Origin of the sequence: Streptomyces sp. ActVer, assembly GCF_027270795.1 — a bacterium.
Lineage (GTDB): Bacteria > Actinomycetota > Actinomycetes > Streptomycetales > Streptomycetaceae > Streptomyces > Streptomyces umbrinus_A.
Window position 1 is genome coordinate 22466 of the sequence record NZ_JAPWHT010000013.1, and the last position, 22549, is coordinate 45014.

A 22549-nucleotide genomic window follows, 5' to 3' on the forward strand; every position below is an offset into this window, starting at 1 on the left:
TGCTGTGACTGTGCGGCCCTGTTGACGCTTCTGTCACAGCCAAACGATGCTGTAACGCGCGCGACATGCAAGTCGGTTGATGAAACGTTACATCTCGCCGTATCAACGGAGGACGAACGTGCCACTCACCTCGACAAGACATCGTTTCAGACTCGGCGGCTGGGCCATCAGCGGCGCAGCACTGGCGTTACTCGCCACCGCGGTACCCGCAGCGGCGGACCCCGCAGGTGCCGACGCCCCCGCGACGAAGAAACTGCTTGACGCCACACCCAACGCGGAAATCATCGGAGGCACGCCCGCCGACCAGGAAGCGCGATTCGCCGTCCAGGAGCGGTTGAACAAGGCAGCCGACCAGATTCAGTCGGTCACCGACTCGCTCGGCGATTCCGGCTTCGCCGGAGACCGAATAACTTCCGCCGCAAACACCGTCACCCTCTACTGGCATGGAGAGCTTCCCCGGCAAGTCTCCAAGGTCGTCAAGCAGATCGAGCGGTCTGGAATCACCGTCGAGACCCAAAAGGCGAAGTATTCCCTCAAGCAACTCCTCCAAGAGTCCGACCGCTTGGCCTCTCTGGGCTCCGTCAACGGCGCGACGATCGCCTCCGTCGGGCCCCGCTCCGATGGAAACGGCGTCGAGGTCGCCGTCGACACCGACAGTGAACTGACAACCCTTTCCCGCGCCGACCTCGATGCCGCTCTCACCGAGAGCGTGGACCTGGACATCACGCAGGGCGTGGCCCCCCGCCAGGCCAGCCGGCTCGCCGACACCACTCCTTACTGGGGTGGCGCCTATGCGACGCAGCACAACAGTTCAGGGGCCGCCACGGGAGCATGCACCACCGGGTTCGGTGTCGCTGGCAACAACGGCGCCGCCCGCTACATCCTCACGGCCGCGCACTGCGGCGGCACCACGTGGCGCACGGGCACCGGCAACACCATCGGCACCGTGCTGTCCGGGAAGGATCCCGGTCGCGACGCCGAACTCGTCCTCGGCAACATCGGCAACGCCGTCTACGAGGGTCCGTCCATCGAGGACGGCGACACGAACTCTGGCCGTCCCGTCACCAGCGGCTCCAGCAGCCGTGTCGGCGACACGATCTGCCAGGGCGGCGCGTTCTCCGGAAGCATCTGCGGCTACGACATCGTTGCCGTCAACCAGACCGTCAACATCGGTGGCTTCGGTACCGTCACCAACATGGTCCGGGTGGAAGCCGCCAACAGGGCTTCCGGCATCGGCAACGGCGACAGCGGCGGTCCTGTCTACACCATCTCCAGCTCCGGTAACGGTGTGGCCCGCGGCGTCATCAGCGCCTACGACGGCTCGCAGATCATCGACTGTCCCGGCGTCCCCAACGGCAACGGCCGTGACTGCTCCTGGCGCTGGTGGTATCCGGATGTCACTGTGGCCGCCAACAATCTCGGCGTCCACTTCTGACACGTCCAACCACCCCTGGCCTACTCCGGGCTCTGGGTTGATGGTGTGAACTCTTCCGCAGGGCCCCCGACAGCAGTCCCGCGCTCCACCGCGACGCGGCTGTCGTAGTGCTTCGACAGCCGCGTCGCTTCCGCGTCCGTTCCCGCCTGCGTCATCATTTCGACCCCTGAACCGTCGCTCAGTGGTCCACCCCCGGTGATGACGATGTCCCGCTCCCGCCAGTATTTGGTGTCGGCCATGATCTCCTGGACCAGGGCCAGCATGGCCTTCTCGGACAGGGCCGCGTCCTTGAAGACCAGCTTCAGTCCGGACACTCGGGAGCGAACGGCCGCGTCCAAATCGCTTCCCGGCTTCCGGTAGACGGTCATCACGCCGCCTCGGTGATCGAGGACGGTACTCGCATACCAGTCCTCATAACGAGGATGGACGACCGCATCCACCTCATCCGCTGCTGCTGAGAGCGTGGGATCGTTACTCACCATGGAGGACGGCGCCGACGGCCGTGCCGACTCCGAACTGCTTCCTGACGTGCCACCGGAGGCAGCGCCGCATCCGACCATCACAGCGCCCACGGCGCCCACTCCAGCCAGCCACTGCACGACACACCAGCGTTTCACACGTACCTCCCTGAGACTCGGCGTACCTAACTACGACGTGGCACTCCACCTCTTGGTTCATCACAGGCCGAATGAATCTTGACAAACTTGATTCCACATAATCTCAAGGTTGTCGTGGAACACCGCGTAGGTGGCCTCCGCAGCCGTCGTGGGCCACGGGGTCACGGAAGCCCCGAGATATCGGAGGAGATCGGCGTTCTTCCCAGCGTTCTTCCGGGCCTGCCTCTCGAACTCCAGCTCCGTTGGGGCTGTGTGCAGGGTGCGGTCAGTTGATGCGTTGGCAGGCACGCTATGCGGCTATGTACTGCTCGGTGTGCCGCGCCGAACTCAACGGCTGAGAGCTGAGGACCCTTCGCGCCGTATTATGTGAACCTCGTAGACCCCGCATCGGGCGCTCTCGGTCCCGGCCCGCAGTGAGATGCCTGCGGTCGAGTGAGCCAGAGTCGGCTGGTCCTGGCGTGCTAGCGGGTCGGTGGCTGCTTACAGGCCGGTGACGGGTTGCCCGGTGAGTGCTTGGGCGATCTGCCAGAGCTGTCCACCGCGGGACGCTTTCACGAGAACGACGTCGCCGGGGCGGAGGATGGAGGCCAGGTAGGCGGCGGCGGTGCCGTTGTCGCCGACCATCGCGATGTCCGGCACGCCTGCCGCGCCCGCCGCGAGGGCGAGTTGCTTGGCGAGTGTGTCGCCGACCGCCACGATGAGATCGACGCCGTTCTCGGCCGCCATGCGACCGACCTGGCGGTGAGCCTCCACGGCTTCGTCGCCCAGCTCCAGCATCTCTCCGAGTACGGCGATCCTCCGGCCGCCTGCGGCCTCAGTCGTGTCGCCGTCTGCCTCGGGCATCAAGACTCTCCGTTGTTCAGAGGCGCGAAGGTGATCGCGCGGCCGGTGTAGGAAGGGGACAGTCGGCTGAAGGGGACTCGATCGTGTGTCTGGCCCCAGGCCGATGGGTCCCGGATGAAGATCGTTGGGTCGGGGCCGTCCTCGTAGCCGCGGAGGGTGACGAGGTGGCCTCCGGAGCGTCCGTCGTTGGGGAACTGCTCGGTCACGGACACAATGGCGGGTGCATTATCGAGGCGAGTGAGTAGGTCCTCGACGGACACGGGCTCTGCGGTCGCAGGGACACCGAGGTCGGTAGCCAGGCCCGCGATCCCCGCGTGGAGCGCTCCACGCGGGGTCAGAACCTCGTCCTTGACCGCGAGTTTCAGCAGTTCCGTGACTGTGGGTGCCTCGCGTCCGTAGGCGAGCAGGATCATTCTCAGTGACGCCAGGCCGCACGCCCGGTTGGACCATTCGGTCCGGTCCCCGAGCGCCCATCCTCCGTGCAGATCCCATTCGGCGGGGGCGATGAGCTGTCGGCACATGGGGACATCGTGGACGCGCGACACAGCGGCGTGCTCCTACGGTGAGACGGCAGCCTCCCGAGTCAGTGTGGTGCCGGCGAACGCGGGAGTGGGCAGGGGGACATCGTAGGGCGGGCGGGCCAACGCCTCGTGCAGCATGGCCACTACGACATCCGTGTGTGTGAGTCCGATCATTGCGGCGCCCACCACGAAGTTGCTGTCGCGGGACATGCCCGGTGTGCTGTTGACCTCCAGGACGTACGGCTGGTCGTCCTCGGTAAGGATGAAGTCGACGCGTGCCGAGCCGCGCAGCCCCAGCCCGTCCCACAGAGCGGTGGCGTAGTCGGTGACCTTGACCAGCACTTCGGGCGGCAGCTCGGCGGCCCGTACGGCCACGGTGCCCCGGGAATCCACATCGAGCTTCGTGTCGGCGTCGTAGAACTCCGCTTCGGTGGCCTCGGTGGCCAGCGGGGGGAACACAACGACAGCACCGGGCAGCTCCAACAACCCCACGGTGAGCGGCACGCCGGTCAGATAGTCCTCGACCAACACGTCTTCACCCTCCTCGCCAGCGGCGTCCGCCAGTGCCCCGGCGAGGTCCGCCTGTTCGCGAACGAGGCTCATGCCCACGCTGGAGCCGCCGAAGGGCGGCTTGACCATCGCCGCGCGCCCGTTCCAGTGCATCGGGCCGCCGGACCACACCCACCATCCGGGTGTGGGGATGCCGAGGCTCAGCATCACCCGCTTGCAGAGGATCTTGTCAACGGCCACCGCGGACGCGGCGACTCCGCTGCCGCAGTACGGCAGGCGCAGGTAGTCGAGCAGGCCCTGCAACCTCCCGTCCTCGCCGTACGGCCCATGAAGGTTCGAGAGGGCCACGTCGTACCCGGCCAACTCCACGATGAAGTCCGGCTCGCATGGGTTCAGTACTTTCCAGCGGGCCCCGATGTCGTCGAGGGCCTCGGACAAGGCGGTCACGGAGCGCTGGTCCACTGGGCACTTCGAGTGGTAGAGCCGGTCCTCTGCCGATACCGGCCCGTAGACGAGCGCGACACCGAGCCCCTCGCGGTCACGCTGCCAGTTGCGAAGTATCTGGGCGGCCTCCCGCACCGCGAGGTCAGAGCTGGAGTCGAGGAACTGAGTCATGCGAGGACCCCTTCGAAGGTGTTGGTGACCGGCCCGCCGACCCAGTGAGTCCGCTGCGGTCGGTCGGGATGCGGCCGGACCGTGAGCGGTTCCCCGGCGCGGTTGTGGACGGTGACGGCCCGCGCCGATACGAGTCCGCGCAGGGTGGCGATGGCGACGGCCGCGACGGCTCCGCTTCCGCACGAGAGGGTTTCCGCCTCGACGCCGCGTTCGTAGGTGCGGATCTTCAGCGCCTGGCTGCCGGCGGCTTGTACGAAGTTGACGTTCGTCCCCAGTGGGGCGAGGTCCGCGTGGTGGCGGACGAGGCGCCCGACGACTACGGCGTCGATGGCGTCCACGTCGTCCACGACGGCGACGACGTGTTCGGTCCCGGTGTGGGCGCTGTCGAACCAGGTCGGCCTGCCGTTGATGACGGTCTGCACGCGGCGGGGATGGACGGCGCCGACTTCGGCCGTGACCCACACGGAGTCGTCGCTCACGATCGCCTCGTGCATCACCCCCGCCATGCGGAGACGCATCTCGCGGAAGCCGTGGTCATGGTGTGCGGCCCAGGCGGTACACCGCAGAGCGTTGCCGCACATCGTCGCGATCGAGCCGTCGGCGTTGAAGCAGCCGACTTCGAGAACGACCGGGCTGATGCTGATCAGGCTGCTGATGACAAGGCCGTCCGCGCCTACGCCGGTTCGCCTGGCACAGAGGCGTTCCGCCTCCTTTGACCAGTCCTTCTCGCTGTCCGGTGTGGAGTCGGTCAACAGGACGAAGTCGTTCCCCGCTCCGTGAATCTTGCGGAAGCGCATGGCAAAGCTCCTCGCTGGGCTGAGGTGACAGTTCTCGTAATGGCTGAATGGGGTCCGGGGTCAGAGGAGTTCGATGGGCCGGTACGTGGTCGTCGGCTCCCTCATGACCCACGGGGAGTGCCCGTCGAAGACCAGCACCCGGTGCCCCGCGGTGCCGGCGGACCTCATGTCACGGACCCGCAAGTACAGCCCGTCCAGGCACACGAAGTCGCCTATGCGGACATTGCTGGGCTGCCTCTGACCGGCGATGGTGCCGAGGGGAGGAGGAGAGGGCGCAGGAGTCGGGTCGGTGGAGCGACGCTCGTACATTCAGCCTCTCCAGATGGCCAGAAGGATCGAACCGCCGAGCGCTAACACGCTTGCCACATAGGCAAGTTGTTGGTCGCGGGGCTTCATCGGGCGCCGACCAGGTGGCCGTGAAGACGGTCGCGGACGGACGGGATACCGATTTCTCCGAGGGGCATCCAGGCCGCCGTGCCCGCTTCGATTGCCATGGGGGCGACGGCGCCGGAGTGGGCCCGGAAGAGGTACCGGAAGCCGATCCGGAGGCGGGGGCCATACCTGTGTTGCCCCGCTCTGGTCACGTCGATCAGAAAAGGGCCCTCGCTGTCGGGGTCCGTCCACACATCGCGGATGCCGACCGCCTCGGCCAACAGGCGCAGGGCCGCTCCGCTGAGCGAGTCGTCCTGTTCCTCCGGCTCCGCCTCCGCGAGGGCGAAGGCCCCTTGGTACCGCAGGGACAGGACGCAGTTGCGTTCGTCGACGACGACCGCGCCCGTCGTCACGAGGGGGCAGCGTCGGCTGTGGGTGCAGGTCCCGCGCTGTGCGTGGTCGCGGGCGGCGTCGTACACCGGCATCAGCGCCATCTGCTCGTCAGGGTGCTCGTAGATGTAGTGGGACAGCTCCCGGACGACCTGGTCTTCCCGGACACTCACGGGGCACCGAGCCCGTGGCGCTGTGTGTAGATCCACAGGAGCCTTCGCGTGATGTCGGCGACATCCCGGAGGTAGATGAAGACGCCGAACGACGGAGTCTCCGCGGTTGGACGGTTCTGCAAGTCGATGAGCCGGTACCCCTTGCGGAACAACTCCCGCACGTCCTCGTCCTCGTCCGCCCCCAGATCCTCACCGAGTAGAAGGTTGAGGTGCCCGACGATCTCCGGCAGAGACGCGTCCATGTCCTTGCGGGTGGAGGTGGCCATCTGCATCAAGAGGGCTGCCTCGGTGCTCTCCGAAATCGTCTCGACGGCGACCGGGAGAACTTCGGTACCCGCGCTGTCGGTTGCTCTCGATTCCTTGCCACTACTTGCCACAATGATCACCGTCTCGCCCCTTCAGTGCGCGTTTCCGGCCGTGCCAGTAACGCTAGGAAGGGCGACAGGAGGGGCTCTACGAGTGTGCCGGAACTTGCCCGGCATTCACCCCAGGGATTCGATGGCTGCCGTGATGAGTTCGCGCGCTGCCGGGCCGTAAACGGCAAGTTCGGCCAGATCCGTGAACGTCTCGGCATACATGGCAAGTTCGTGCTTCTGTGTCACGGCGAGATGGGCCGAGACGAGTTCGACGTGGACCGTGTGGTCGTCGTACAGGAAGAAGCCCTCGACGGGCCAGAGGCTTGAACGGTCGGCGTCTTCAGGAATGATGCCGACACTCACCGAAGGCAGCGCCATAACGCTGAGCAGATAACCGAGTTGACCGGCCATCACATCCGTTCCGCCTATGCGCTTTCGGAGTGCTCCCTCTTCCAGCAGGATCGCGAACGTGTGATTGCCGTACACGATCTGCTGCTTCTCCACACGCACCTTGACGGCCGCCGGAACGTCATCGATCAGGCCGCGGCGATCGCGAATTGAGGTGAGCAGTGCGGTGATGTACGAGGCCGTCTGCACGGGGCCGGGAATGAGCCACGGCGAGTAGATGCGGAAGCGCTGGGTGCGTTCCCACAGAGGGAGGACGGACTCCTGGGCCTGCTTCAGGCCGGTGCGCTCCATCCGGCGCCACTCGACGTACATGCCCTCGATGCCGCGGGCTGTCGAGACGAGATCCTCGGCCGCGCTCTCCGCACCGCAAGCAGCGGCCCACGCACGAAGGTCGCGCTCCGAGGGCGGACGCGTGCCGCTCTCAAAGCGCGAACACTTCGACTCGTGCCAGCCGAGGCTGCTGGCCAACGCTCGCTTGGTGAGCCCGGCTTCGAGCCGGATTTCGCTCAGGCGCTTGCCCAGGGCCCTGCGGGCTTCCTGAACGCTCGAAGATGGCGATGTCATGTCGCTACGACTGTGCTGTTCGAGCTATCAGGCCGACTCGGCCGACTGGAACTCTGCGTGGGGTGTTGCACGCGCCCACACGGCCTCGAAGGATGACTCGCAGAGCTTCGCGACCTCCGGATCGTCCGTGAGTTCCACCTCCATGTTCTCGCCTTCGCCGTCGAAGTGGTTGACGAGGACGAGGCTGGAGTCGAAGAGCCAGAAGTCGTTGCCCGGAAGCGCGAGGCCCGTTGCGTTTCGCCGGGAGAGCCAGCGGACGTCCTCGCCTGCGGCGATGTTCAGTCCGTGCGTCACGTCGTACTCGAAGCGGATGTACTCGCTGACGGGGGTCGAGACGACCCGGGCCCGGCGAACCTCGACGCCTCGCGAGGTCGCCTCCGTGACGATGCCGTGCCAGTCGCCCCAGCGCTCGGCCGGGTCGAGTGTCAGGCCGGCTTTCCAGTCGATGAAGGCCGGGTCCGACTTCATGTACGCGTCGCGCATCTCCAGGTGGAGAGCCGTCCGCTGGCAGTCGCGGAACAGTTCCTCAAACGTCGGGGTCCTCATCGGCCTTCTTCACCTCCAGGAAGAACTGCACCATGCGCCGGGGGATCTCCACCACCGACTCGTGGCCGGGGATGTCCATCTGCCCGAGGCGCTCGATGTCCTCCACCTTCAGCCCCTGCACGAGGTAGCTGTCCTTCTCCTCGTCGAGGTAGATGGTGGGGGAGCCGCCACTGGGACTCTCCGGGTCCTTACCGAGCCTACGCAGGGCCATGATGTCCTCCTCGGATGCCGGTAACGATCTCTGTGCCAGAGCTTGCCCGCGGCTGGGTCTTGGAGCGAGGAACTTGCCGAAACTTGCCAGACGTATGGAAGTTGACCTTAAGCGGCCGGGGTTGGGGCGACGAGCAGTGGGCCAGCCGGAGCACTCCAGGGGTGGCCGGAATCGATGCCCGCCCGTCGCTCCTCGAAGGGGCTGTCCCGGAGGGGCGCGGAACCAGCGGCGCGTTCCCATGCAGGTATCCCGCTGAAGTCGTTCCGTCGAGAGGGGAAACACTGATCGATGACGTAGAGACGCACGGGCGCGGTTCACTGCGCCAATTCATGAATGGTGGCTGGTCTTCCTCGGCCCGGCGCGAGCTGCTCGTGTGTATGAGTCCTGATGCGGACGTCGGGTGGCCCGCGTTAGTTGGCCTCCCCCAGGTAGCTCAGGGCTCGGCGGAAGTCATCGAGGGCGGGCCCGTACTCGCGGGCGGCGGTGTGGAAGGTCGATCGGTCTATCAGGATCTTGGCCAGTGTTGGGGTTCCGTCTGCCGGGTTGTGCTGGCTCAGTCGGCGAGCCAGGCCCACTGCGTCATCGAACAGGGGGCGCACACGCTCCGCGAAGAGATGGGTGCGGTACTCCCAGTAGACGGCGGAGCGGACGGTGAGGACGCGGTGCAGCCGGACCAGTTCGGCCAGGTGCTGGTCCGGATCTTCTGTGGCTCGGGGAGCAAGGGTGTCGACCTCCTCACGCAGAGCGATGCGGCTGTCGAAGTAGCGCTGCTTGGCATCGGGGGACCACCGCATGGGCGTCGCCCCCGAAGGGGGACGTGGTCCACCGGACGTCGGCTGCTCGCTGTCGGCGCCGGAGAAGGAAAGCAGCACCGCCCAATAGGACGCCTGGTAGCCGCTCCAGGACTTGCGCTCACCGGTGGCGGCCAACTCCGTCAGCACGGCGAGTGCCTCTTGGCGTACGGCAGCCGCCTGCTCGCCTCGGCCGCGGGCGTCGAGCATCTGTGCGTACCCGATCAGCGAGTAGAGATGGCAGGCCATCGGGCCGCGGTCGTTCGCGGCCTCGACCGCTTCCATGCTGACGAGTGTCTCGAACGCGGCGAGTGCCTCACCGGACCGGCCCGCGTCATGGAGAGCGGCGATCCACTCCAGGAGTGACCAGGCGAGCGCCCCCTCGGCGGGCCCGTTGGGCAGGATCGCCGCGACCCACTCGGTCAGGGCATCGGCAGCCTCGGCAAAGCGGCCTTCCTCGGAGAGACCGGCAGCCCAGTTACTCAGCCCCGTGACCGCAGGGTTTCCGGATAGTTCGGCCTGAGCCCGGCCGATGGCGAGCATCTCGGCGCGCATGGCGAGCCCTTCGGCGCGCCGGCCCAGGGTGTACAGCTCTCTCTGGCAGGTGTCGAGTGCCTCGTACAGAAGATCCGCACGGGCAGGTTCGGCCGGATCGACGGCCCGCGCCGCGGCCACCGCCTCCTCGCGCAGCGCGAGACAGGCCGCATGGCGTTTGCCGGAGCCGGTGTCGTAGCTCAGGCGTTGCAGGGCTCTGGCCAGGCGGGGCAGATAGGCGGCGGGGCTGACCTGGGCGAGCACCCGGTAGGCGTCGACTTCCTCGCGTGGAGTGCGGCGTCCCGACGCGAGAAGTATGTTCCGCGCCCGCAATATGTCGTCCTGATCGACTTTCCCCGAGTGATTCATAGCGGAGATTCTGGGTGTCTCGGCGAGGGCCGAACAAGCCTGGTGGCCTGTGCCGTTCGTCCTACGAAAACGACCTCTGACCTGTCATGATGGGTGTGTCATCGCCTCCCGGGTTGGGAGATCTTCGACGCGATGGTCGCCTGCATCACCGCGTCTTGCGGGGCAGGTCATCTCGGTTCGGGGCGGACGAGACAACGCGCCCGCTTCCCTTGGCCACAGCGGGGATGTGGTCGGGCATCGTGGTCGCGTCGGCGGGCAGGTCGGCCAGGCGGCGTAGCCGCCACACCAGCACGTCGCTGATCGAATCGGCGGTGCCCAACTCCCGCCGCCCGGCAGCCTTGTCCAGGAGCGCGGCCGGGTCGTGGCCGGCGCTCTCGGTATCGGCAAGGGTGGCCGCCAAGGCGTGCCAGCCCGGCTCGGCCAGGATCTGCTCGGCCAGCTCCGGCACGGCCGCCCGAAGATGGGCGGCTTGCTTCTGGCGCAGGGGCTGGGACAGGCGCCGGCCTCGCTGGTACAGCACGCCCAACGGGGCGTCGGCGGCGGCGTGGTAGGCGGTGCGCAGGTGTTCGGCGGCTTTGTGGGCGGCGGTGGCCTGCTGGGCATGGGTCTTCTTCGCGTGCCAGTGGGCGGTGGCGGTGACGAGGAAGAACAGCATGTCGATCGCCATCGCGGTGGTGGCGCCGTCCTCCCCGCGGCCGAGCGCCGGCCCACTGTAGACGAGGTCGCGGGCGGCCTGGCGCAGGGCGCCATCGTGCCCGCGCTCGGCCTTGATGTGGGAGCGGGTGGCCCGCTCGAACACGAAGGCTGCCTCGCGCAGTTGATCGCGGGTGTGGGCAGCCGAGGTCTTGGCGAGTGCGTCCAGGACCTCGCCGGCTGCCGCGATGTGCGCGGCCACCTGGCCGTCCTCACCGTTGTCGATGATCAGCAGTGCGTGCCACGCCGCGGTGGCAGCACTTCGCCATGCTGCAGCCGGGCCGGAGAACCGGGCGGACGGTGTGCTGTCGCTTTGACTGGGGGCATCGCTATCGCCGGAGAAGCGTTTGCGGATGCGGGGCAGGGACAGGTCGGGCGAGAGGGTGGAGCCCGCGTAGAACACCGGCTCCTTCTCGCCATTGCGGTTGTCCGGGAGGGCGACCTTGTAGCCGAGCAGGTCGCCGGAGGGCGCGACGCGCTTGCGGATCAGCAGGCCGGCGGCGGCCAGCCGGTCGAAGAACTCCTCCTCGCTCGTCGCTCCAGCCACTGCCCGCCGTACGGTCTCCCGCAGCTCCTCGCGCGCCGGCTGCTCCCTACCCTCGCGCTCCGCCTTGTGGCGTTCGGCGCTCGTGGGGCGCTTGGCGGCGGTGCCGTCCCCGGGCGCGACGCGGCGTAGCCCGTAGTCGGCTTCGATACGGCGGCATTCGGCCTGGGCGCGGCGGGCCTCGTTGTGCCGACGGGGTCGGCGGCCGTCGTCGCGGACGAGGGTGGCGATGATGTGGATGTGGTCGTCGGCGTGGCGGACGGCGGCCCACCGGCAGGCTTGCTCGTCGCTGTCGGGGGCGATGCCGGTGGCGGCGACCATGCGGCGGGCGATGGCCGCCCAGTCCTCGTCGGACAGGACCGGGTCCTCCGGGGCAGCCCGCACCGACAGATGCCACACGTGCTTCTCGGGGCGCTTGTCTACGGGCAGGGTGTTGACGGGCTGGTCGAGCAGGCGCTGAAGCTGTTCGTAGGTGGTCTTCGGGTCGCGGCCGGGGTCGGGGGTGAGCGGGTCGAAGGCGGCCACCAGGTGAGGGTCGATGTGCTCCTCTTCGGTGCCGGGGCCGTAGAGGTAGCGGATCAGCCCGATGGTCTCGCTGCCGCGCTTGTGGATGCTGGGGATCACGCCGGGGCACTGCCGTCTCGGTGGGCGAGTAGGGCATCGGCGGCGTCCTCCATGCGGCGGGCGGCGCTGCGCACGGCCTCAGCCGCAGCGTCCAGGTGGGGTGCGTCGGCACCGGAGTTGAGGGCCTTGGCGACCTGGTTGAACAGACTGTGGATGCGGCCCAGGTGCCGGCGAGCGGCGAACAGCTCGTTGATGACCTCTCGTTCGGTGGCGATCTCGGCGGCGGTGCGGTTCAGGTCGCGAGCGGCCTTGTCGGCGGCGTAGGCGAGGAAGGCGGCGTTGGACATCTGGCAGTGCGCGGCGGCGGCGGTGAATCGCTTGAACTCGGTGTCGTTCATACGGCAGCTCGGCTGCTTCAGTCGCTTGCGTGACTTCGGCAGACGGGCACGCTGACGTCTGGTCGACACGGCCTCGGCCTGCCGCCATCCTCCCTGCTGCGGTCCGCCCTCGGTCGCAGCCTGACTGCCCGGTGCCCCCTGGCGCCGGGCTGTTCCCGCCACCCTCGGGGCGGGAACTCCGGAAGCATCGCTTCCGGTACAACTTGCTCCCGACATGGCTGCGGTAGTCATCTCCTTTTGGCTGGTGGGCAGTTCGTGGTGCGAGTCGTGCATTCGACGGTCTTCCTTGGGTGTTGTGGGGGGAGCGGGTTCAGCGGGGGTGGCCGGCGGGAGCGGCCTTCAGCTCGGCCTTGACGGTGCGGACGACCTCTCCGGCAGTGTCGCTGGCGACGCTGTAGCCGTCCTCGCGAACGGTGTCCTCCAGCAGGTCGCGGGAGAGGCGTCCGGTCTTGCCGTGGATGCGATGGGCGTAGGTGGTGAGAACTTCCCGTGTCGCGCGCGGTTTGGGGCCCGGGCGGTTCGGCTTCGCCCGTGCGGCCTTGCCCGGATCGGCATCGGGCTCTTCCTCGCCCGGTTTCGGTTCCCGGCTCGTGGTGGTGCGGGCGGGCCGGCGCGGGCGGTTTTCGGGCTCCGGGTGGGCAGCCCGGTGGGCCGTGTCATCGCCCGCATCGTTCTCGGGCGGGCGGCCCGGATTCGCTGCCCGCCTCGTCGCTGTGACGCGCGGGCGGGCAGGCGTGGAGCCGCTCGGCGTGCCCGCGGTGAGGGTGGGCCAGCGCCGGGGTAGGGGAATGGAGGCCAGAGCGAGGGCCTGTTGCCGAGTGGCGAGCTTGCGCAGCAGCAGCTCGTCCTGGCGTTTGTCGCCGTCGACGTCGGCCTGCTCCAGGGCCTGGTGCAGACGGAGGGTGAGGCGCCGGCCTCGCCCCTTGGCACGCCGTTCGGGCGTCATGGCCTCTGCCCGGAGTATCAGGGTGACGGCCCGGTCGAGGGCGCGCTCGCGGATGATCCGGGCGGCGTCCGCGTCCCGGTCGGCGATCCCCAGGCGGGCCAGCAGCCGTTCCCGCATCTGTCGGGCGAGGACAGCGGTCAGGCTGCGGGAATCGGCGTGCGGGCTGCGGCTGCGCAGTTCGATGCCCATGGCCAGATGCCAGAGCATCGCCGCCAGGACCGGGCCGACAAAGGCCCGCACGGTGCCGCCCACCGGGCCGGACTCGGCGTAGGCGGGCACGATCTGGACGGCGGTGATCACCCAGGTGAGGGTGCCGGGCAGGCCGGGCGCCTGCTTCGGGCCGTTGAGGTTCTGCCGAGCCATCAGCGCGGTGGCGAACAGGGCGAGTTCGGCGGCGGCGAACATCGCGGCGCGCTCGATGGCGCTGCCCATGTCGAGGTAGTCGGCAGCGAACCGCCAGCTGGTGTCCGCGCTGTAGGCGGTGCAGCCGATCGCGGCGACGGCGGCAACCGGGATGGCGGCTGTGCCACGTCGCTGCCCGGCACCGGGCGTCCGGTTGCGTCGGCGCAGCAGCCATCCAGCGAGCAGGGCCACGACGAGGAGCAGGACTACGCCGGCCGCAGACGAGGTGGTCCAGTCAGGCAGGAGCGGCATGGTGCCGCTGTCGGCGCTTATTTGTGCGGTGCTGCCGAGCGTCATGCAGACGGTCTCCAAGGGGAGGAAAGGGAGGGAATGAGAGGCGTTCACGGAGAGGGCGTACACGCGGGCCCCCTTCTAAAGGGGGCCCCGCGCGTGATCGCCTGGGCGCGTGTACGGCGTGGACGCTCGCGTGATCGCTTGACCTGCAGTTTTGCGGTGAGCGTGCGCGCTGTGAGCGGTTCACGGCGGCGTCTGAGCGAGTGGGCCGCGTGTACGGTCGCGTGATCGCTTCGCGACGACCTGTGGGGCTCAGCCGACGGCGGTGAGGTGGCGTGCGGAGGCGTAGTAGCGGGTCTGCTGCCCGCCTCCGGCACCTCCGGCGATCCCGTCGGCCTTGGTGGCCAGGCCGCTGTCGACGAGGCGGCCCAGGTGGCGTCGTGCCTTCTCCACGTCGGCGCGGTCGGGGTCGCCGCCGATCAGGGCGGCTGCCAGCTCTCGGGCGGTCAGCCCGTTCGCGGCGTTGCGGAGCAGAACGGCGGGGTCCTTGCTGGGGTCGACCGTGGTGGTGCCGCGCACGTGGTCGTGGGTGACGTCCAGCGGGCCGATCTCCCCGGTGGGGGTCTTGAGGTGGTGCAGGGTGACGGCGGGGTCGCCGGCCTTGCCGGTGACGAACAGGACGCTGCCTGCACCGGAGACGTACCAGGTGGAGCCGTAGACCTGGTCCAGGCTGGGGCGTTGACCGCGCGGGGCGTCGGCGGTGGCCTTGCGCTGGTGGTGCAGCTCCAGGATCTCCACGCCGCCTCGCAGGGCGCGATTGCGGGCGTTGTGGAAGGCGACCGCGAGGCTGTCGTCGACCATCGTGCTGACGGCGTCCTTGAGGCTGTCGATCACGATGGTGTCGGCCCGGTGGGCGGCGGCGAGATCGGCGAGGAGGTCGGGCTCCTTGTCCAGGCTGGCGGGCAGCGGGCCCTGCCAGACGACGAGCCCGTCGCGCAGGATCTTCTCGTCGGTCTCGAAGACCCGACGTGCCATGGCCTTGGCGATCTGCTTCGGGCGGTCCATGGCCAGGTAGAGCACCCGCCTGCTGGGCGCGACCGGCATCTCCAGGACCGTCTCCGACAGGCCGAGCCGGGCGAAGACCACCTGGTGGGCCAGGGTGGTCTTGCCGACCCCGGGTGCGCCGACGATCATTAGGCTCTCGCCCGGTGCCCAGACCGTCTTGTCGCGCGTTCCCCACAGGGGTTCGGCGCTCGCGCCGGTCTCCGTGATGAAGATCCATCCGTCGACGGCGAAGCGGGACAGGCGACCCTGTCCCGAAGCGAGAGCGCGCTCGCGCTCGGCGCGGACTTCCGCTTCGATCTCGCTGCGTATCTCGTCGGGGTCGGCGCCCGGCTCCTGGGCGCGCTGGACGGTTCGCACGGCGGAGGCGTGCAGGCGGCGGAGATCGGCCTTCTTGCGGATGATCTCCGCGTGGTGCTCCGCGCTACCGGCGTCGTAGAGCGCACCGGCGAGCTGGTGCAGGTAGACGGCTCCGCCGACACGCTTCAAGTCCCCCTGCTCCTGGAGCAGCTCGCTGAGGACGATCGGGTCGGTCGGCCTGCCCTCACGGTGCAGGGCGAGCAGCGCACGCCAGACCGTCTCGTGCGCGGGCCGATAGAAGGCGTCGTCGCCCAGGATGGGCCGGACCGTGTCGATGACGTCGCTGTCGTGCATGCAGGCGCCGAGCACCGCGCTCTCGGCCTCCAGGTTGAAAGGAGCCTGCGCAGACTCGCCCGGAGACAGCGTGGGGCCGTATCCGACGTGCGATGGCATCTCGTGCATGTGACCCGTACTCTGGGTCAATAGGACTCCTCTCCCGGCAGGCCACATGGAGCGCCAACTCCGGCCACCGGTCCAGATCGTCATGGTTGGGCGGTTGTGAGGGTTTCCGCTTCGCCCCCGGTGTTCCAGCACCGGGGGTTTCTGCTTGTCCAGCCGCGTTCACCGCCGGACTCCATAAGTCTACCCCGAGCATTTGGGAGACGTCTAGTTGCATTCGGCTTCCAAATGATGTTAACTGGTTCACCCTAGGCCGCAGCTGTACGGCAGACCCGCACGACGAGGAGGTGAAGATGGCCAGCGGCAAGGGCGAAGACGACGCGAGCGCCACGAACGCGCGGCCACCGGTCGAGGACCACATCGCCGAGCGCGTGAAGCTGGAGCGCGAAGCGCGCGGTTGGAGCTCGGTCACCCTGGCGGAGAAGATGGCCGAGGTCGGCCACCCCATCGGCCAGTCCGCGATCTGGCGCATCGAGAGCGGCAAGCCGCGCCGCCGCGTCAACACCGACGAGGCGCTCGGCTTCTGCAAGGTCTTCGACATGACCCTCGACGAACTGTCCAGTCCGCCAGGGCAGATGGCCAACCCGATCATCCGCCGGCTGATCGGCGAGTACGTCGAGCAGTGGAAGGAATGGCGTTCCCTCGGCAAGTCCATGGACGCCATCCAGGACCAGCTCCGGGAGTACACCAAGGCCAACCCGGACCAGGACGCCATGGTCCGCAACATGCTGGCCGTTGAACTGGACGCGGCCTCCAACGGCGACTTCCACCGCCACAAGGGAGCCCGCTCCCGGCTGACCCGTTGGCTCGGGGATGCCTACCAGCCGTCGGCTGCCGCCGACGCTGACGTCGACGAGTAGCCCACCTGCCGCCAAGCCCTCGGTGCTGGAACACCCAGGGCTTCCCCCTGCGGCACCTTCGCGCGTCTGCGCAACCGCCCAACCACCACCCACATCACCACGACCGGTCCGACCGGAGTTGGCGCTCCGTACGTGACCGGGGTGAGGAGCCCTCTTGCCCGAGTTCCCCCTGCCCGTGACCCAGATCGCCCAGCTGCTCGGCATCCCCGAGGGAGCCCTGCGCGCCCTGATGCCCGAGCGGGACGACGTACCCGGTGACCCCACCCTCGTCGGGCTCACCGTCGAGGAGGCCGCCCGCCGTCTCGGCATCGGCCGCACGAAGATGTACGAGTACGTCTCGTCCGGCGAGATCCGCTCCGTCAAGATCGGCAGCCTGCGCCGCATACCCGCCGAGGCGGTCGGAGAATTCCTGGCCCGCCGCTATCGGACCTCGGACTTCGGCGCCGCGGCCTGAGCGGGGCGCACATGACACAGCCGAAGAAGCCCCGCACGTCCCGGCAGCCCAACGGCGCCTCCACCATCTACCTCGGCAAGGACGGCCGTTGGCACGGCCGCGTTACCGTCGGCGTCAAGGACGACGGCAGCCCCGACCGCCGCCACGCCAGCCGCAAGACGCGCGCCGAGATCACCAAGGTCGTACGCGAGCTGGAACGCCAGCGCGACGGCGGCAGCGTCCGCAAGGCCGGCCAGCGCTGGACGGTGCAGACCTGGCTCACGCACTGGGTGGAGAACATCGCCGCGCCGAGCGTCGGCGAGTACACGATCGACGGCTACCGGGTCGCCGTCTACCGCCACCTCATCCCCGGCTTGGGAGCCCATCGCCTGGAGAAGCTCGAACCCGAGCACATCGAGCGGCTCTACAAGACGATGCAGGAGGCCGGCAACGCCGCCGGCACCGCGCACCAGGCCCACCGCACCCTGAACACCTCCCTCAACGAGGCCGTACGGCGGCGGCACATCACCCTCAACCCCGTCTCGATCGCCAAGGCGCCGAAGCTGGAGGAAGAGGAGGTCGAGCCGTACACCATCGAGGAGGTCCAGCGCCTGCTCCTCGAAGCCGAGAAGCACCGCAACACCGCCCGCTGGGTCATCGCCCTCGCACTCGGCCTGCGCCAGGGCGAGGTTCTCGGCCTGACGTGGGAAGACGTCCACTTCGATACCGGTGTGATCCGCGTACGGCAGAGCCGCCTGCGGCCCCGCTACAAGCACGGCTGCGGCAATCGCTGCGGCCGTAAGCCCGGGTACTGCCCGCAGAAGGTCAACATCCGTAAGGAGACCAAGGGGACGAAGTCGAAGGCGGGCAAGCGCCCGATCGGTGTCCCCGAGGAGCTGCTGAAGCTGCTCCAGCAGCACAAGGAGGAGCAGGCCCGCGAGCGAGCCCTCGCCCGCGACCTGTGGGTCGAGAAGGGGTATGTGTTCACCTCGCCGACCGGCGAGCCGCTCAACCCCAACACCGATTACCACAGGTGGAAGGACTTGTTGAAGGCTGCCGAGGTCCGCGACGGCCGCCTCCACGACGCCCGCCACACTGCCGCGACCTGCCTGCTCATCCTCGGCGTCCCCGACGCCGTGGTGGACCGGATCATGGGCTGGGAGCCCGGCAACTCCGCCCGGATGCGCCGCCGATACCAGCACCTGACCGGTCGCGTTCTGAGGGATACGGCCGCCAAGGTCGGCGGGCTGCTGTGGCCTATGGCCGCTGGCGGAGGAGAAGAGGGCACCGAAGAGGACCACGCTCCTGCTGGGTTGTTGGTCTACGTCGCTCGCGCAGGCGCGCACCTCGTCCCCTTCCGCGATCGTGGGCACGCCGACTTCCTCGTGGGCCGTTGGCGCTCCGAACGGCCAGGGCAGACGGCCGAGGTGGAGGAGTGGGACCGGCGGAAGTGGGAGCGGGAGGGCCTTGGTGGCCTGAGCGCCGTCCGCGACCGTCTCCCCGACCGCCGCGTCGTGCATCACGCCCACGCGGTCTTCCTGCCTGGCGGGGCGCGTGAGTCCACGGTTCGCCCTGATCAATGGTCGGTGGACGTCTGGGAGTTCGAGACGGACCTCTACACCGATCAGGTCGTGCGCTGGAACGCCGTTCGTCGGCTGGGAGGGGAAATCGACGTTCGGGCGAGCGGTACAGATGAAGGAGCTGTGGCGGCGGCCTTTGCTGCGGCTTGCGCACAGGCTGTGGATCGCGCAAAGGATCCAAGTAAGTACGGCGACGGCGATGAACGGTAGTCGCTGTTGAAATGGGTGGGCCGCACCGGGACCGGTGCGGCCCACCGCCCTTTACGGACTCGTAGAGAGGAGGAGACCGGTAGTCGGTCTCCCCCTCGCTCGGCCTCCACGGCTCACGGCGATCAGCGCAGGCGCAGTGCCTCGCGGACGGTGGTGAACAGGTCGGTCTGGTTGGTGACGCCGAGGACGCGGTACGCCTGCGGGCCCTGCGCGGCGATACGGACCTGGGTGCCGGTGTGCTCCTGGGACTGGCCCGGGGTGTTGGTGGAGTAGTTGACCTTCAGCTGCTGGCCCTCGTTGGTGACGAGGGTCGAGGAGAGGCCGGGCGGGGTGGCCTCCAGCGGGACGATCTGGCTGGTGTGGCCGTGGTCGGCGGTGGTGACGACCAGGGTGTCGGGGTGCTTGGCGGCGTAGGCGCGGGCGGCCTTGACGGCGCGGTCGAAGGCGGCGGTCTCGCCGATCTGGCCGCACGGGTCGGCGGCGTGGTCCTGCTTGTCGATCGAGCCGCCCTCGATCTGCAGGAAGAAGCCCTGCTCGCTCTTGCGCTGCTTCTGCTTGGCCTCGAGAAGCTGGATCGCCTTCGTCGCCGAGTCGGCCAGACTAGGGGTCGTGGCCGGGCGGTTCGGGTTGGAGGTGACGCACCGCTGCGGGTCGGTGCCGCCGGCCGCCGCCGCCTTGCCGGTCCACTCCACCGGAACGTTGCCGCTGGCGAAGAGACCGAGGACCGGCTTGCCCGCCTTGACGCTGTTCAGCCCGGAGGAGTCGGTGACGACCTGGTAACCGAGCTTCTGGGCCTGCTCGGTGACCGTGAGGCCCTTGTACTTGCCGTCGGTGACCTTCTGGTCGAAACGCTGCTTGCCGCCGCCGAGGAGCACGTCGACCTTGTGGTTGACGGACTGCTCGGCGATGGAGCCGGGGCCGCCGGCCGCGATGGTGTCGCTCGTGCACTTGGCCACGTCGGCCGGGCCCTGGCAGGAGCGGTCGCTGACGTGCGAGGCGAGGACGGCCGGGGTGGCGTCGGTGAGCTCGGTGGTGGTCACGCTGCCGGTCGCGTACCCGTTCTTCTGCGCGAGTTCCAGGATCGTCGGGACGGCCTTGTCCGTGCCGGGCGTCTTGGAGATGCGGCCGTTGACGGTCTTGGTGCCGGTGGCCCAGCCGCTGCCGCTGGCGGCGGAGTCGGTCACGTAGTCCGGGGTGCCGTCCGCGTGCACGGCGTACGTCGTGTAGGCGCCGGTCATCGGGAACTTGTCCATGTTCAGGCGGCCGCCTGCGCCCACGGTGTAGTCGCGGGCGAGGGTGATCTCCGAGTCGCCCATGCCGTCGCCTATCAGCAGGATGACGTTCTTCGCCTTCCCGCCCTTGACAGCGTTCTGGGCCTGCTGCTGGGTGTCGGAGGCACCGGCGGCGGTCGTGACGACCACGGCGGCAGCGGTGGCGGCGACCAGAGCGGTGGCGACCGTGAGGTGGCGGCGGGACGGTCTGTGCATGCGAGTGACTCCTGAGGAAGCGGGAGGGCGGGTGCCAGCGAAGCCCAGACCAACAGCCTCTGGTGAACCGAAGGTGACATTCTGGTGCTCGGCATCCAAAGAGTCGATCGTCGGGTCGGCCGCACTCGGCGATCGGCACGGGTCAGTTGCGTTCGGCGACGCCGAGCAGGTAGTCGGCCCCGATGCGAGTACGCCACTGTTCCCCGATGTGCAGCCCATGGCGGGGCAGTTCGGCCAGGAACTCGCCCGCGGTGAACCGGTCCTTGGCGGGGTGGTCGAACAGGGCCCGGTAGGTGGGGCGGGCCAGGGCGGTAGCGGTGACCTCCTCGAAGTAGAACCTGCCGCCGGGCCGGAGCACCCTTGCGACTTCGGCGACGGCGTCTCGCCATGCGGGGATGTGGTGGACGATGCCGAAGTCGAACACCGCGTCGTAGGTGCCGTCTTCGGCGTCGAAGACGCTGCGCAGGTCGGTGGCGTCGCCGACCGCGAGCCGGACTTGGTCGCCGTATGCGGTCAACCGGCGTCGGGCCCGTTCGATCATGGCGGGGTCCAGGTCGACGGCGTCAACGCTCGCGGCGCCGAAGGTGTCCAGGATCAGCTTCGTGCCGTACCCGGATCCGCAGCCGATCTCGGCGGCGCGGACCCCGGCGGTCCGTCCGCCGAGCCGGGCCAGGAGCGGTGCCTCGTACAGGCGCTGCAGCCACCGGCGGGGCGGGCTGTTGACGACCAGGGTCTCGGCTCGGTTCATCAGCATGGGGTGCTCACCCATCTTTCTGGTTGGGGCGTGACTGAGGTGTGTCAGACCGTGCTCCGCTCCACCGGAGCGTCGGCGGACCGGACTGGGCGACCAGGCAGGAACAGTGCGGCCAGTACCGCGCTGAGCAGGGCGATGGCAGCAGTGGTGGTCAGAACGAGGGCCATCCTGTGCACGTAGGCGTCGCGGGCTGAAGTGGCAAGGGCGGGCAGGCCGAGGCGCTCGGCGACGGCCAGGGCGCCGGCGATGTTGTCGCGCGCGGCCTCGGCGGCCGGGCCGGGCAGTTGGGAGACGGCCAGCCTGTCCGTGTAGCCCTGGGCGAGGAGGCTGCCGAGCACGGCGACGCCGAGGGCCCCTCCGGCCTGGCGCAGGGTCATGGTGATGGCGGTGCCGGATCCGGACCGATCCGGCGGCAGAGCGGCCAGGACCGCCTCCATCGCCGGCGAGAGAGCCATCCCGGTCCCCAGGCCCACCACCGCCAGCCACCCGGCCACAAACCCGTAGCCGGAGCCCACCTCGGTGGCCGCGCCGACGGCCAGCCCTCCGGCCACCAGCAACAGGCCGAGCGAGACCGGGGCGCGATAGGCGGCCCGGGCGGCCAGCCTCTCTCCCGCAGGCGCCCCCACGACCAGACCGCCGATCAGGGGCAGCAGCCGCAGGCCGGTCCCGAACGCGTCGAAGCCCTCCACCAATTGCAGGTACTGGGGCACCACGAACAACAGGCCGAGGAGGCCGAAGGTGACCAGGACCCCGGCGATGCTGCCCCACAGGAACTGCGGCCGGCGAAACAGCCGCAGGTCGATCATCGGTTCCGCGGTGCGCAGTTCCCACCGTACGAACACGGCGAGCAGCATCGCGCCTGCCGCGAGTGCGCCCAGCACCAGCGGGTCGCCCCAGCCGCGGCCCGGCGCTTCGATCAGCCCGTAGACCAGGACCACCAGTCCCAGGGTGGACAGCAGCCCGCCGGCCGCGTCCGGCCGCGGTGGGGCGGGGTCTCGGGATTCCGGCAGCAGGAACGCGATCGCGACCAGTCCGAGCAGGACCATCGGCACGTTGATGAGGAAGATCGATCCCCACCAGAAGTGCTCCAGCAGCCAGCCGCCGATGATCGGTCCGAGCGGGATGCCCACCCCGAGCCCCATCACCAGGACCGAGATCGCCCTGCCCCGCTCGTGGGGCGCGAACAGGACGGCCACCACGGCGAACGCGATCGGCATGAGGATCGCCCCGCCGACACCCATCAGCGCGCGGGCGGCGATGACGAGGCCCGCCGAGTCGGCCCAGGCCGCGACCGCCGAGGCGATCCCGAACACCAGCAGGCCGATCAGGATGAGCCGCTTGCGCCCGTAGCGGTCCCCCAGTGCCCCACAGGCGAGCATCAGTCCGGCGAGCACCAGGACGTAGGCGTTGACCATCCATTGCAGCGCATCGGTGCCCACCGACAGTTCGGTGGCGATCGTGGGCAGCGCCACGTTCATGATCGTGATGTCGAAGCCCAGGGTCAGCACGCCCAGCCCGAGTGCCGCCAGCGCCCACCAGCGTTTCGCGCTCTCTGTTCGCACCATCGCAAC

At 68.8% G+C, this 22549-nt stretch carries 23 protein-coding genes; 4 read left to right on the forward strand and 19 right to left on the reverse strand.

From position 1 onward, the window contains the following. The first annotated feature begins 118 nt into the window (after positions 1–118). On the forward strand, positions 119–1435 hold the full coding sequence (locus O3Q52_RS03995) for a hypothetical protein (protein WP_269647372.1): 1317 nt from the start codon (positions 119–121) through the stop codon (positions 1433–1435). A 20-nt stretch (positions 1436–1455) separates the two neighbouring features. On the opposite strand, the gene O3Q52_RS04000 is transcribed toward O3Q52_RS03995, so the two are convergent. The 16 genes from O3Q52_RS04000 to O3Q52_RS04075 form a co-directional block, all read right to left on the reverse strand. Beyond that, complete coding sequence (locus O3Q52_RS04000) at positions 1456–1803, reverse strand: hypothetical protein (protein ID WP_269647373.1); 348 nt, start codon at positions 1801–1803, stop codon at positions 1456–1458. 729 nt (positions 1804–2532) lie between these two features. Then, positions 2533–2895: a cyanophycin synthetase gene (locus O3Q52_RS04005; protein ID WP_199847958.1), complete on the reverse strand. Its 363-nt coding sequence runs from the start codon at positions 2893–2895 to the stop codon at positions 2533–2535. Beyond that, on the reverse strand, positions 2895–3416 hold the full coding sequence (locus tag O3Q52_RS04010) for a C39 family peptidase (RefSeq protein WP_269647374.1): 522 nt from the start codon (positions 3414–3416) through the stop codon (positions 2895–2897). The genes O3Q52_RS04005 and O3Q52_RS04010 overlap by 1 nt, the downstream gene beginning before the upstream one ends. A gap of 36 nt (positions 3417–3452) precedes the next feature. Further along, positions 3453–4541 (reverse strand): ATP-grasp domain-containing protein, encoded by a 1089-nt coding sequence (locus O3Q52_RS04015; protein ID WP_269647375.1) that lies wholly within the window; start codon positions 4539–4541, stop codon positions 3453–3455. Further along, positions 4538–5338 carry a diaminopimelate epimerase gene (gene dapF / locus O3Q52_RS04020; protein WP_269647376.1) on the reverse strand — a complete coding sequence of 267 codons (801 nt, stop codon included), beginning with the start codon at positions 5336–5338 and terminating at the stop codon, positions 4538–4540. Before dapF ends, O3Q52_RS04015 begins: the two co-directional genes overlap by 4 nt. Before the next feature lie 60 nt (positions 5339–5398). Further along, on the reverse strand, positions 5399–5647 hold the full coding sequence (locus tag O3Q52_RS04025; RefSeq protein ID WP_269647377.1) for a hypothetical protein: 249 nt from the start codon (positions 5645–5647) through the stop codon (positions 5399–5401). Positions 5648–5730: 83 nt separating this feature from the next. Continuing rightward, entirely contained in the window at positions 5731–6273 is a 543-nt protein-coding gene (locus O3Q52_RS04030) for an NUDIX hydrolase (protein WP_269647378.1), read from the reverse strand. Continuing rightward, on the reverse strand, positions 6270–6659 hold the full coding sequence (locus tag O3Q52_RS04035; protein WP_269647379.1) for a hypothetical protein: 390 nt from the start codon (positions 6657–6659) through the stop codon (positions 6270–6272). The genes O3Q52_RS04030 and O3Q52_RS04035 overlap by 4 nt, the downstream gene beginning before the upstream one ends. A 96-nt stretch (positions 6660–6755) precedes the next feature. Beyond that, positions 6756–7601: a helix-turn-helix transcriptional regulator gene (locus O3Q52_RS04040; RefSeq protein ID WP_269647380.1), complete on the reverse strand. Its 846-nt coding sequence runs from the start codon at positions 7599–7601 to the stop codon at positions 6756–6758. Positions 7602–7628: 27 nt separating this feature from the next. Then, positions 7629–8147, reverse strand: a complete 519-nt coding sequence (locus tag O3Q52_RS04045) for a DUF6879 family protein (RefSeq protein ID WP_332112853.1) — start codon at positions 8145–8147, stop codon at positions 7629–7631. Then, on the reverse strand, positions 8128–8358 hold the full coding sequence (locus O3Q52_RS04050; protein WP_181661010.1) for a hypothetical protein: 231 nt from the start codon (positions 8356–8358) through the stop codon (positions 8128–8130). The genes O3Q52_RS04045 and O3Q52_RS04050 overlap by 20 nt, the downstream gene beginning before the upstream one ends. Before the next feature lie 410 nt (positions 8359–8768). Further along, on the reverse strand, positions 8769–10052 hold the full coding sequence (locus O3Q52_RS04055; RefSeq protein ID WP_269647381.1) for a hypothetical protein: 1284 nt from the start codon (positions 10050–10052) through the stop codon (positions 8769–8771). A gap of 145 nt (positions 10053–10197) precedes the next feature. Beyond that, entirely contained in the window at positions 10198–11913 is a 1716-nt protein-coding gene (locus tag O3Q52_RS04060; RefSeq protein WP_269647382.1) for a relaxase/mobilization nuclease domain-containing protein, read from the reverse strand. Then, entirely contained in the window at positions 11910–12251 is a 342-nt protein-coding gene (locus O3Q52_RS04065; protein ID WP_269647383.1) for a plasmid mobilization relaxosome protein MobC, read from the reverse strand. Before O3Q52_RS04065 ends, O3Q52_RS04060 begins: the two co-directional genes overlap by 4 nt. A gap of 310 nt (positions 12252–12561) precedes the next feature. Next, on the reverse strand, positions 12562–13896 hold the full coding sequence (locus O3Q52_RS04070) for a hypothetical protein (protein ID WP_269647384.1): 1335 nt from the start codon (positions 13894–13896) through the stop codon (positions 12562–12564). Between the two features lie 249 nt (positions 13897–14145). Continuing rightward, on the reverse strand, positions 14146–15648 hold the full coding sequence (locus O3Q52_RS04075) for a DnaB-like helicase N-terminal domain-containing protein (protein ID WP_269647385.1): 1503 nt from the start codon (positions 15646–15648) through the stop codon (positions 14146–14148). A 299-nt stretch (positions 15649–15947) separates the two neighbouring features. On the opposite strand from O3Q52_RS04075, the gene O3Q52_RS04080 reads away from it, so the two are divergent. From O3Q52_RS04080 to O3Q52_RS04090, 3 genes are all read left to right on the forward strand, one after another. Next, the gene (locus O3Q52_RS04080; RefSeq protein ID WP_269647386.1) at positions 15948–16514 is read left to right on the forward strand and encodes a helix-turn-helix transcriptional regulator; all 567 of its coding nucleotides are present in this window, start codon (positions 15948–15950) and stop codon (positions 16512–16514) included. 154 nt (positions 16515–16668) lie between these two features. Then, complete coding sequence (locus tag O3Q52_RS04085; RefSeq protein ID WP_269647387.1) at positions 16669–16968, forward strand: helix-turn-helix domain-containing protein; 300 nt, start codon at positions 16669–16671, stop codon at positions 16966–16968. An 11-nt stretch (positions 16969–16979) separates the two neighbouring features. Next, entirely contained in the window at positions 16980–18737 is a 1758-nt protein-coding gene (locus tag O3Q52_RS04090; RefSeq protein ID WP_269647388.1) for a tyrosine-type recombinase/integrase, read from the forward strand. Positions 18738–18859: 122 nt separating this feature from the next. On the opposite strand, the gene O3Q52_RS04095 is transcribed toward O3Q52_RS04090, so the two are convergent. The 3 genes from O3Q52_RS04095 to O3Q52_RS04105 all read right to left on the reverse strand — a co-directional run bounded on the left by O3Q52_RS04095 (position 18860) and on the right by O3Q52_RS04105 (position 22543). Continuing rightward, positions 18860–20224, reverse strand: a complete 1365-nt coding sequence (locus O3Q52_RS04095; RefSeq protein WP_269647389.1) for an alkaline phosphatase — start codon at positions 20222–20224, stop codon at positions 18860–18862. 142 nt (positions 20225–20366) lie between these two features. Beyond that, complete coding sequence (locus tag O3Q52_RS04100; protein ID WP_269647390.1) at positions 20367–20978, reverse strand: class I SAM-dependent methyltransferase; 612 nt, start codon at positions 20976–20978, stop codon at positions 20367–20369. Positions 20979–21022: 44 nt separating this feature from the next. Next, complete coding sequence (locus O3Q52_RS04105) at positions 21023–22543, reverse strand: MFS transporter (RefSeq protein WP_269647391.1); 1521 nt, start codon at positions 22541–22543, stop codon at positions 21023–21025. Positions 22544–22549: the final 6 nt, after the last annotated feature.

Bases quoted from the DNA above. Each gene is read 5' to 3' on its own strand.
- O3Q52_RS04000 (WP_269647373.1), bottom strand. From the start codon at position 1,803: ATGACCGTCTACCGGAAGCCGGGAAGCGATTTGGACGCGGCCGTTCGC.
- O3Q52_RS04075 (WP_269647385.1), bottom strand. From the start codon at position 15,648: ATGCCATCGCACGTCGGATACGGCCCCACGCTGTCTCCGGGCGAGTCT.
- O3Q52_RS04095 (WP_269647389.1), bottom strand. From the start codon at position 20,224: ATGCACAGACCGTCCCGCCGCCACCTCACGGTCGCCACCGCTCTGGTC.
- O3Q52_RS04005 (WP_199847958.1), bottom strand. From the start codon at position 2,895: ATGCCCGAGGCAGACGGCGACACGACTGAGGCCGCAGGCGGCCGGAGG.
- O3Q52_RS04040 (WP_269647380.1), bottom strand. From the start codon at position 7,601: ATGACATCGCCATCTTCGAGCGTTCAGGAAGCCCGCAGGGCCCTGGGC.
- O3Q52_RS04100 (WP_269647390.1), bottom strand. From the start codon at position 20,978: ATGCTGATGAACCGAGCCGAGACCCTGGTCGTCAACAGCCCGCCCCGC.
- O3Q52_RS04025 (WP_269647377.1), bottom strand. From the start codon at position 5,647: ATGTACGAGCGTCGCTCCACCGACCCGACTCCTGCGCCCTCTCCTCCT.
- dapF (WP_269647376.1), bottom strand. From the start codon at position 5,338: ATGCGCTTCCGCAAGATTCACGGAGCGGGGAACGACTTCGTCCTGTTG.
- O3Q52_RS04090 (WP_269647388.1), top strand. From the start codon at position 16,980: ATGACACAGCCGAAGAAGCCCCGCACGTCCCGGCAGCCCAACGGCGCC.
- O3Q52_RS04045 (WP_332112853.1), bottom strand. From the start codon at position 8,147: ATGAGGACCCCGACGTTTGAGGAACTGTTCCGCGACTGCCAGCGGACG.
- O3Q52_RS04010 (WP_269647374.1), bottom strand. From the start codon at position 3,416: ATGTGCCGACAGCTCATCGCCCCCGCCGAATGGGATCTGCACGGAGGA.
- O3Q52_RS04065 (WP_269647383.1), bottom strand. From the start codon at position 12,251: ATGAACGACACCGAGTTCAAGCGATTCACCGCCGCCGCCGCGCACTGC.
- O3Q52_RS04055 (WP_269647381.1), bottom strand. From the start codon at position 10,052: ATGAATCACTCGGGGAAAGTCGATCAGGACGACATATTGCGGGCGCGG.
- O3Q52_RS04080 (WP_269647386.1), top strand. From the start codon at position 15,948: ATGGCCAGCGGCAAGGGCGAAGACGACGCGAGCGCCACGAACGCGCGG.
- O3Q52_RS04070 (WP_269647384.1), bottom strand. From the start codon at position 13,896: ATGACGCTCGGCAGCACCGCACAAATAAGCGCCGACAGCGGCACCATG.
- O3Q52_RS04015 (WP_269647375.1), bottom strand. From the start codon at position 4,541: ATGACTCAGTTCCTCGACTCCAGCTCTGACCTCGCGGTGCGGGAGGCC.
- O3Q52_RS04050 (WP_181661010.1), bottom strand. From the start codon at position 8,358: ATGGCCCTGCGTAGGCTCGGTAAGGACCCGGAGAGTCCCAGTGGCGGC.
- O3Q52_RS04105 (WP_269647391.1), bottom strand. From the start codon at position 22,543: ATGGTGCGAACAGAGAGCGCGAAACGCTGGTGGGCGCTGGCGGCACTC.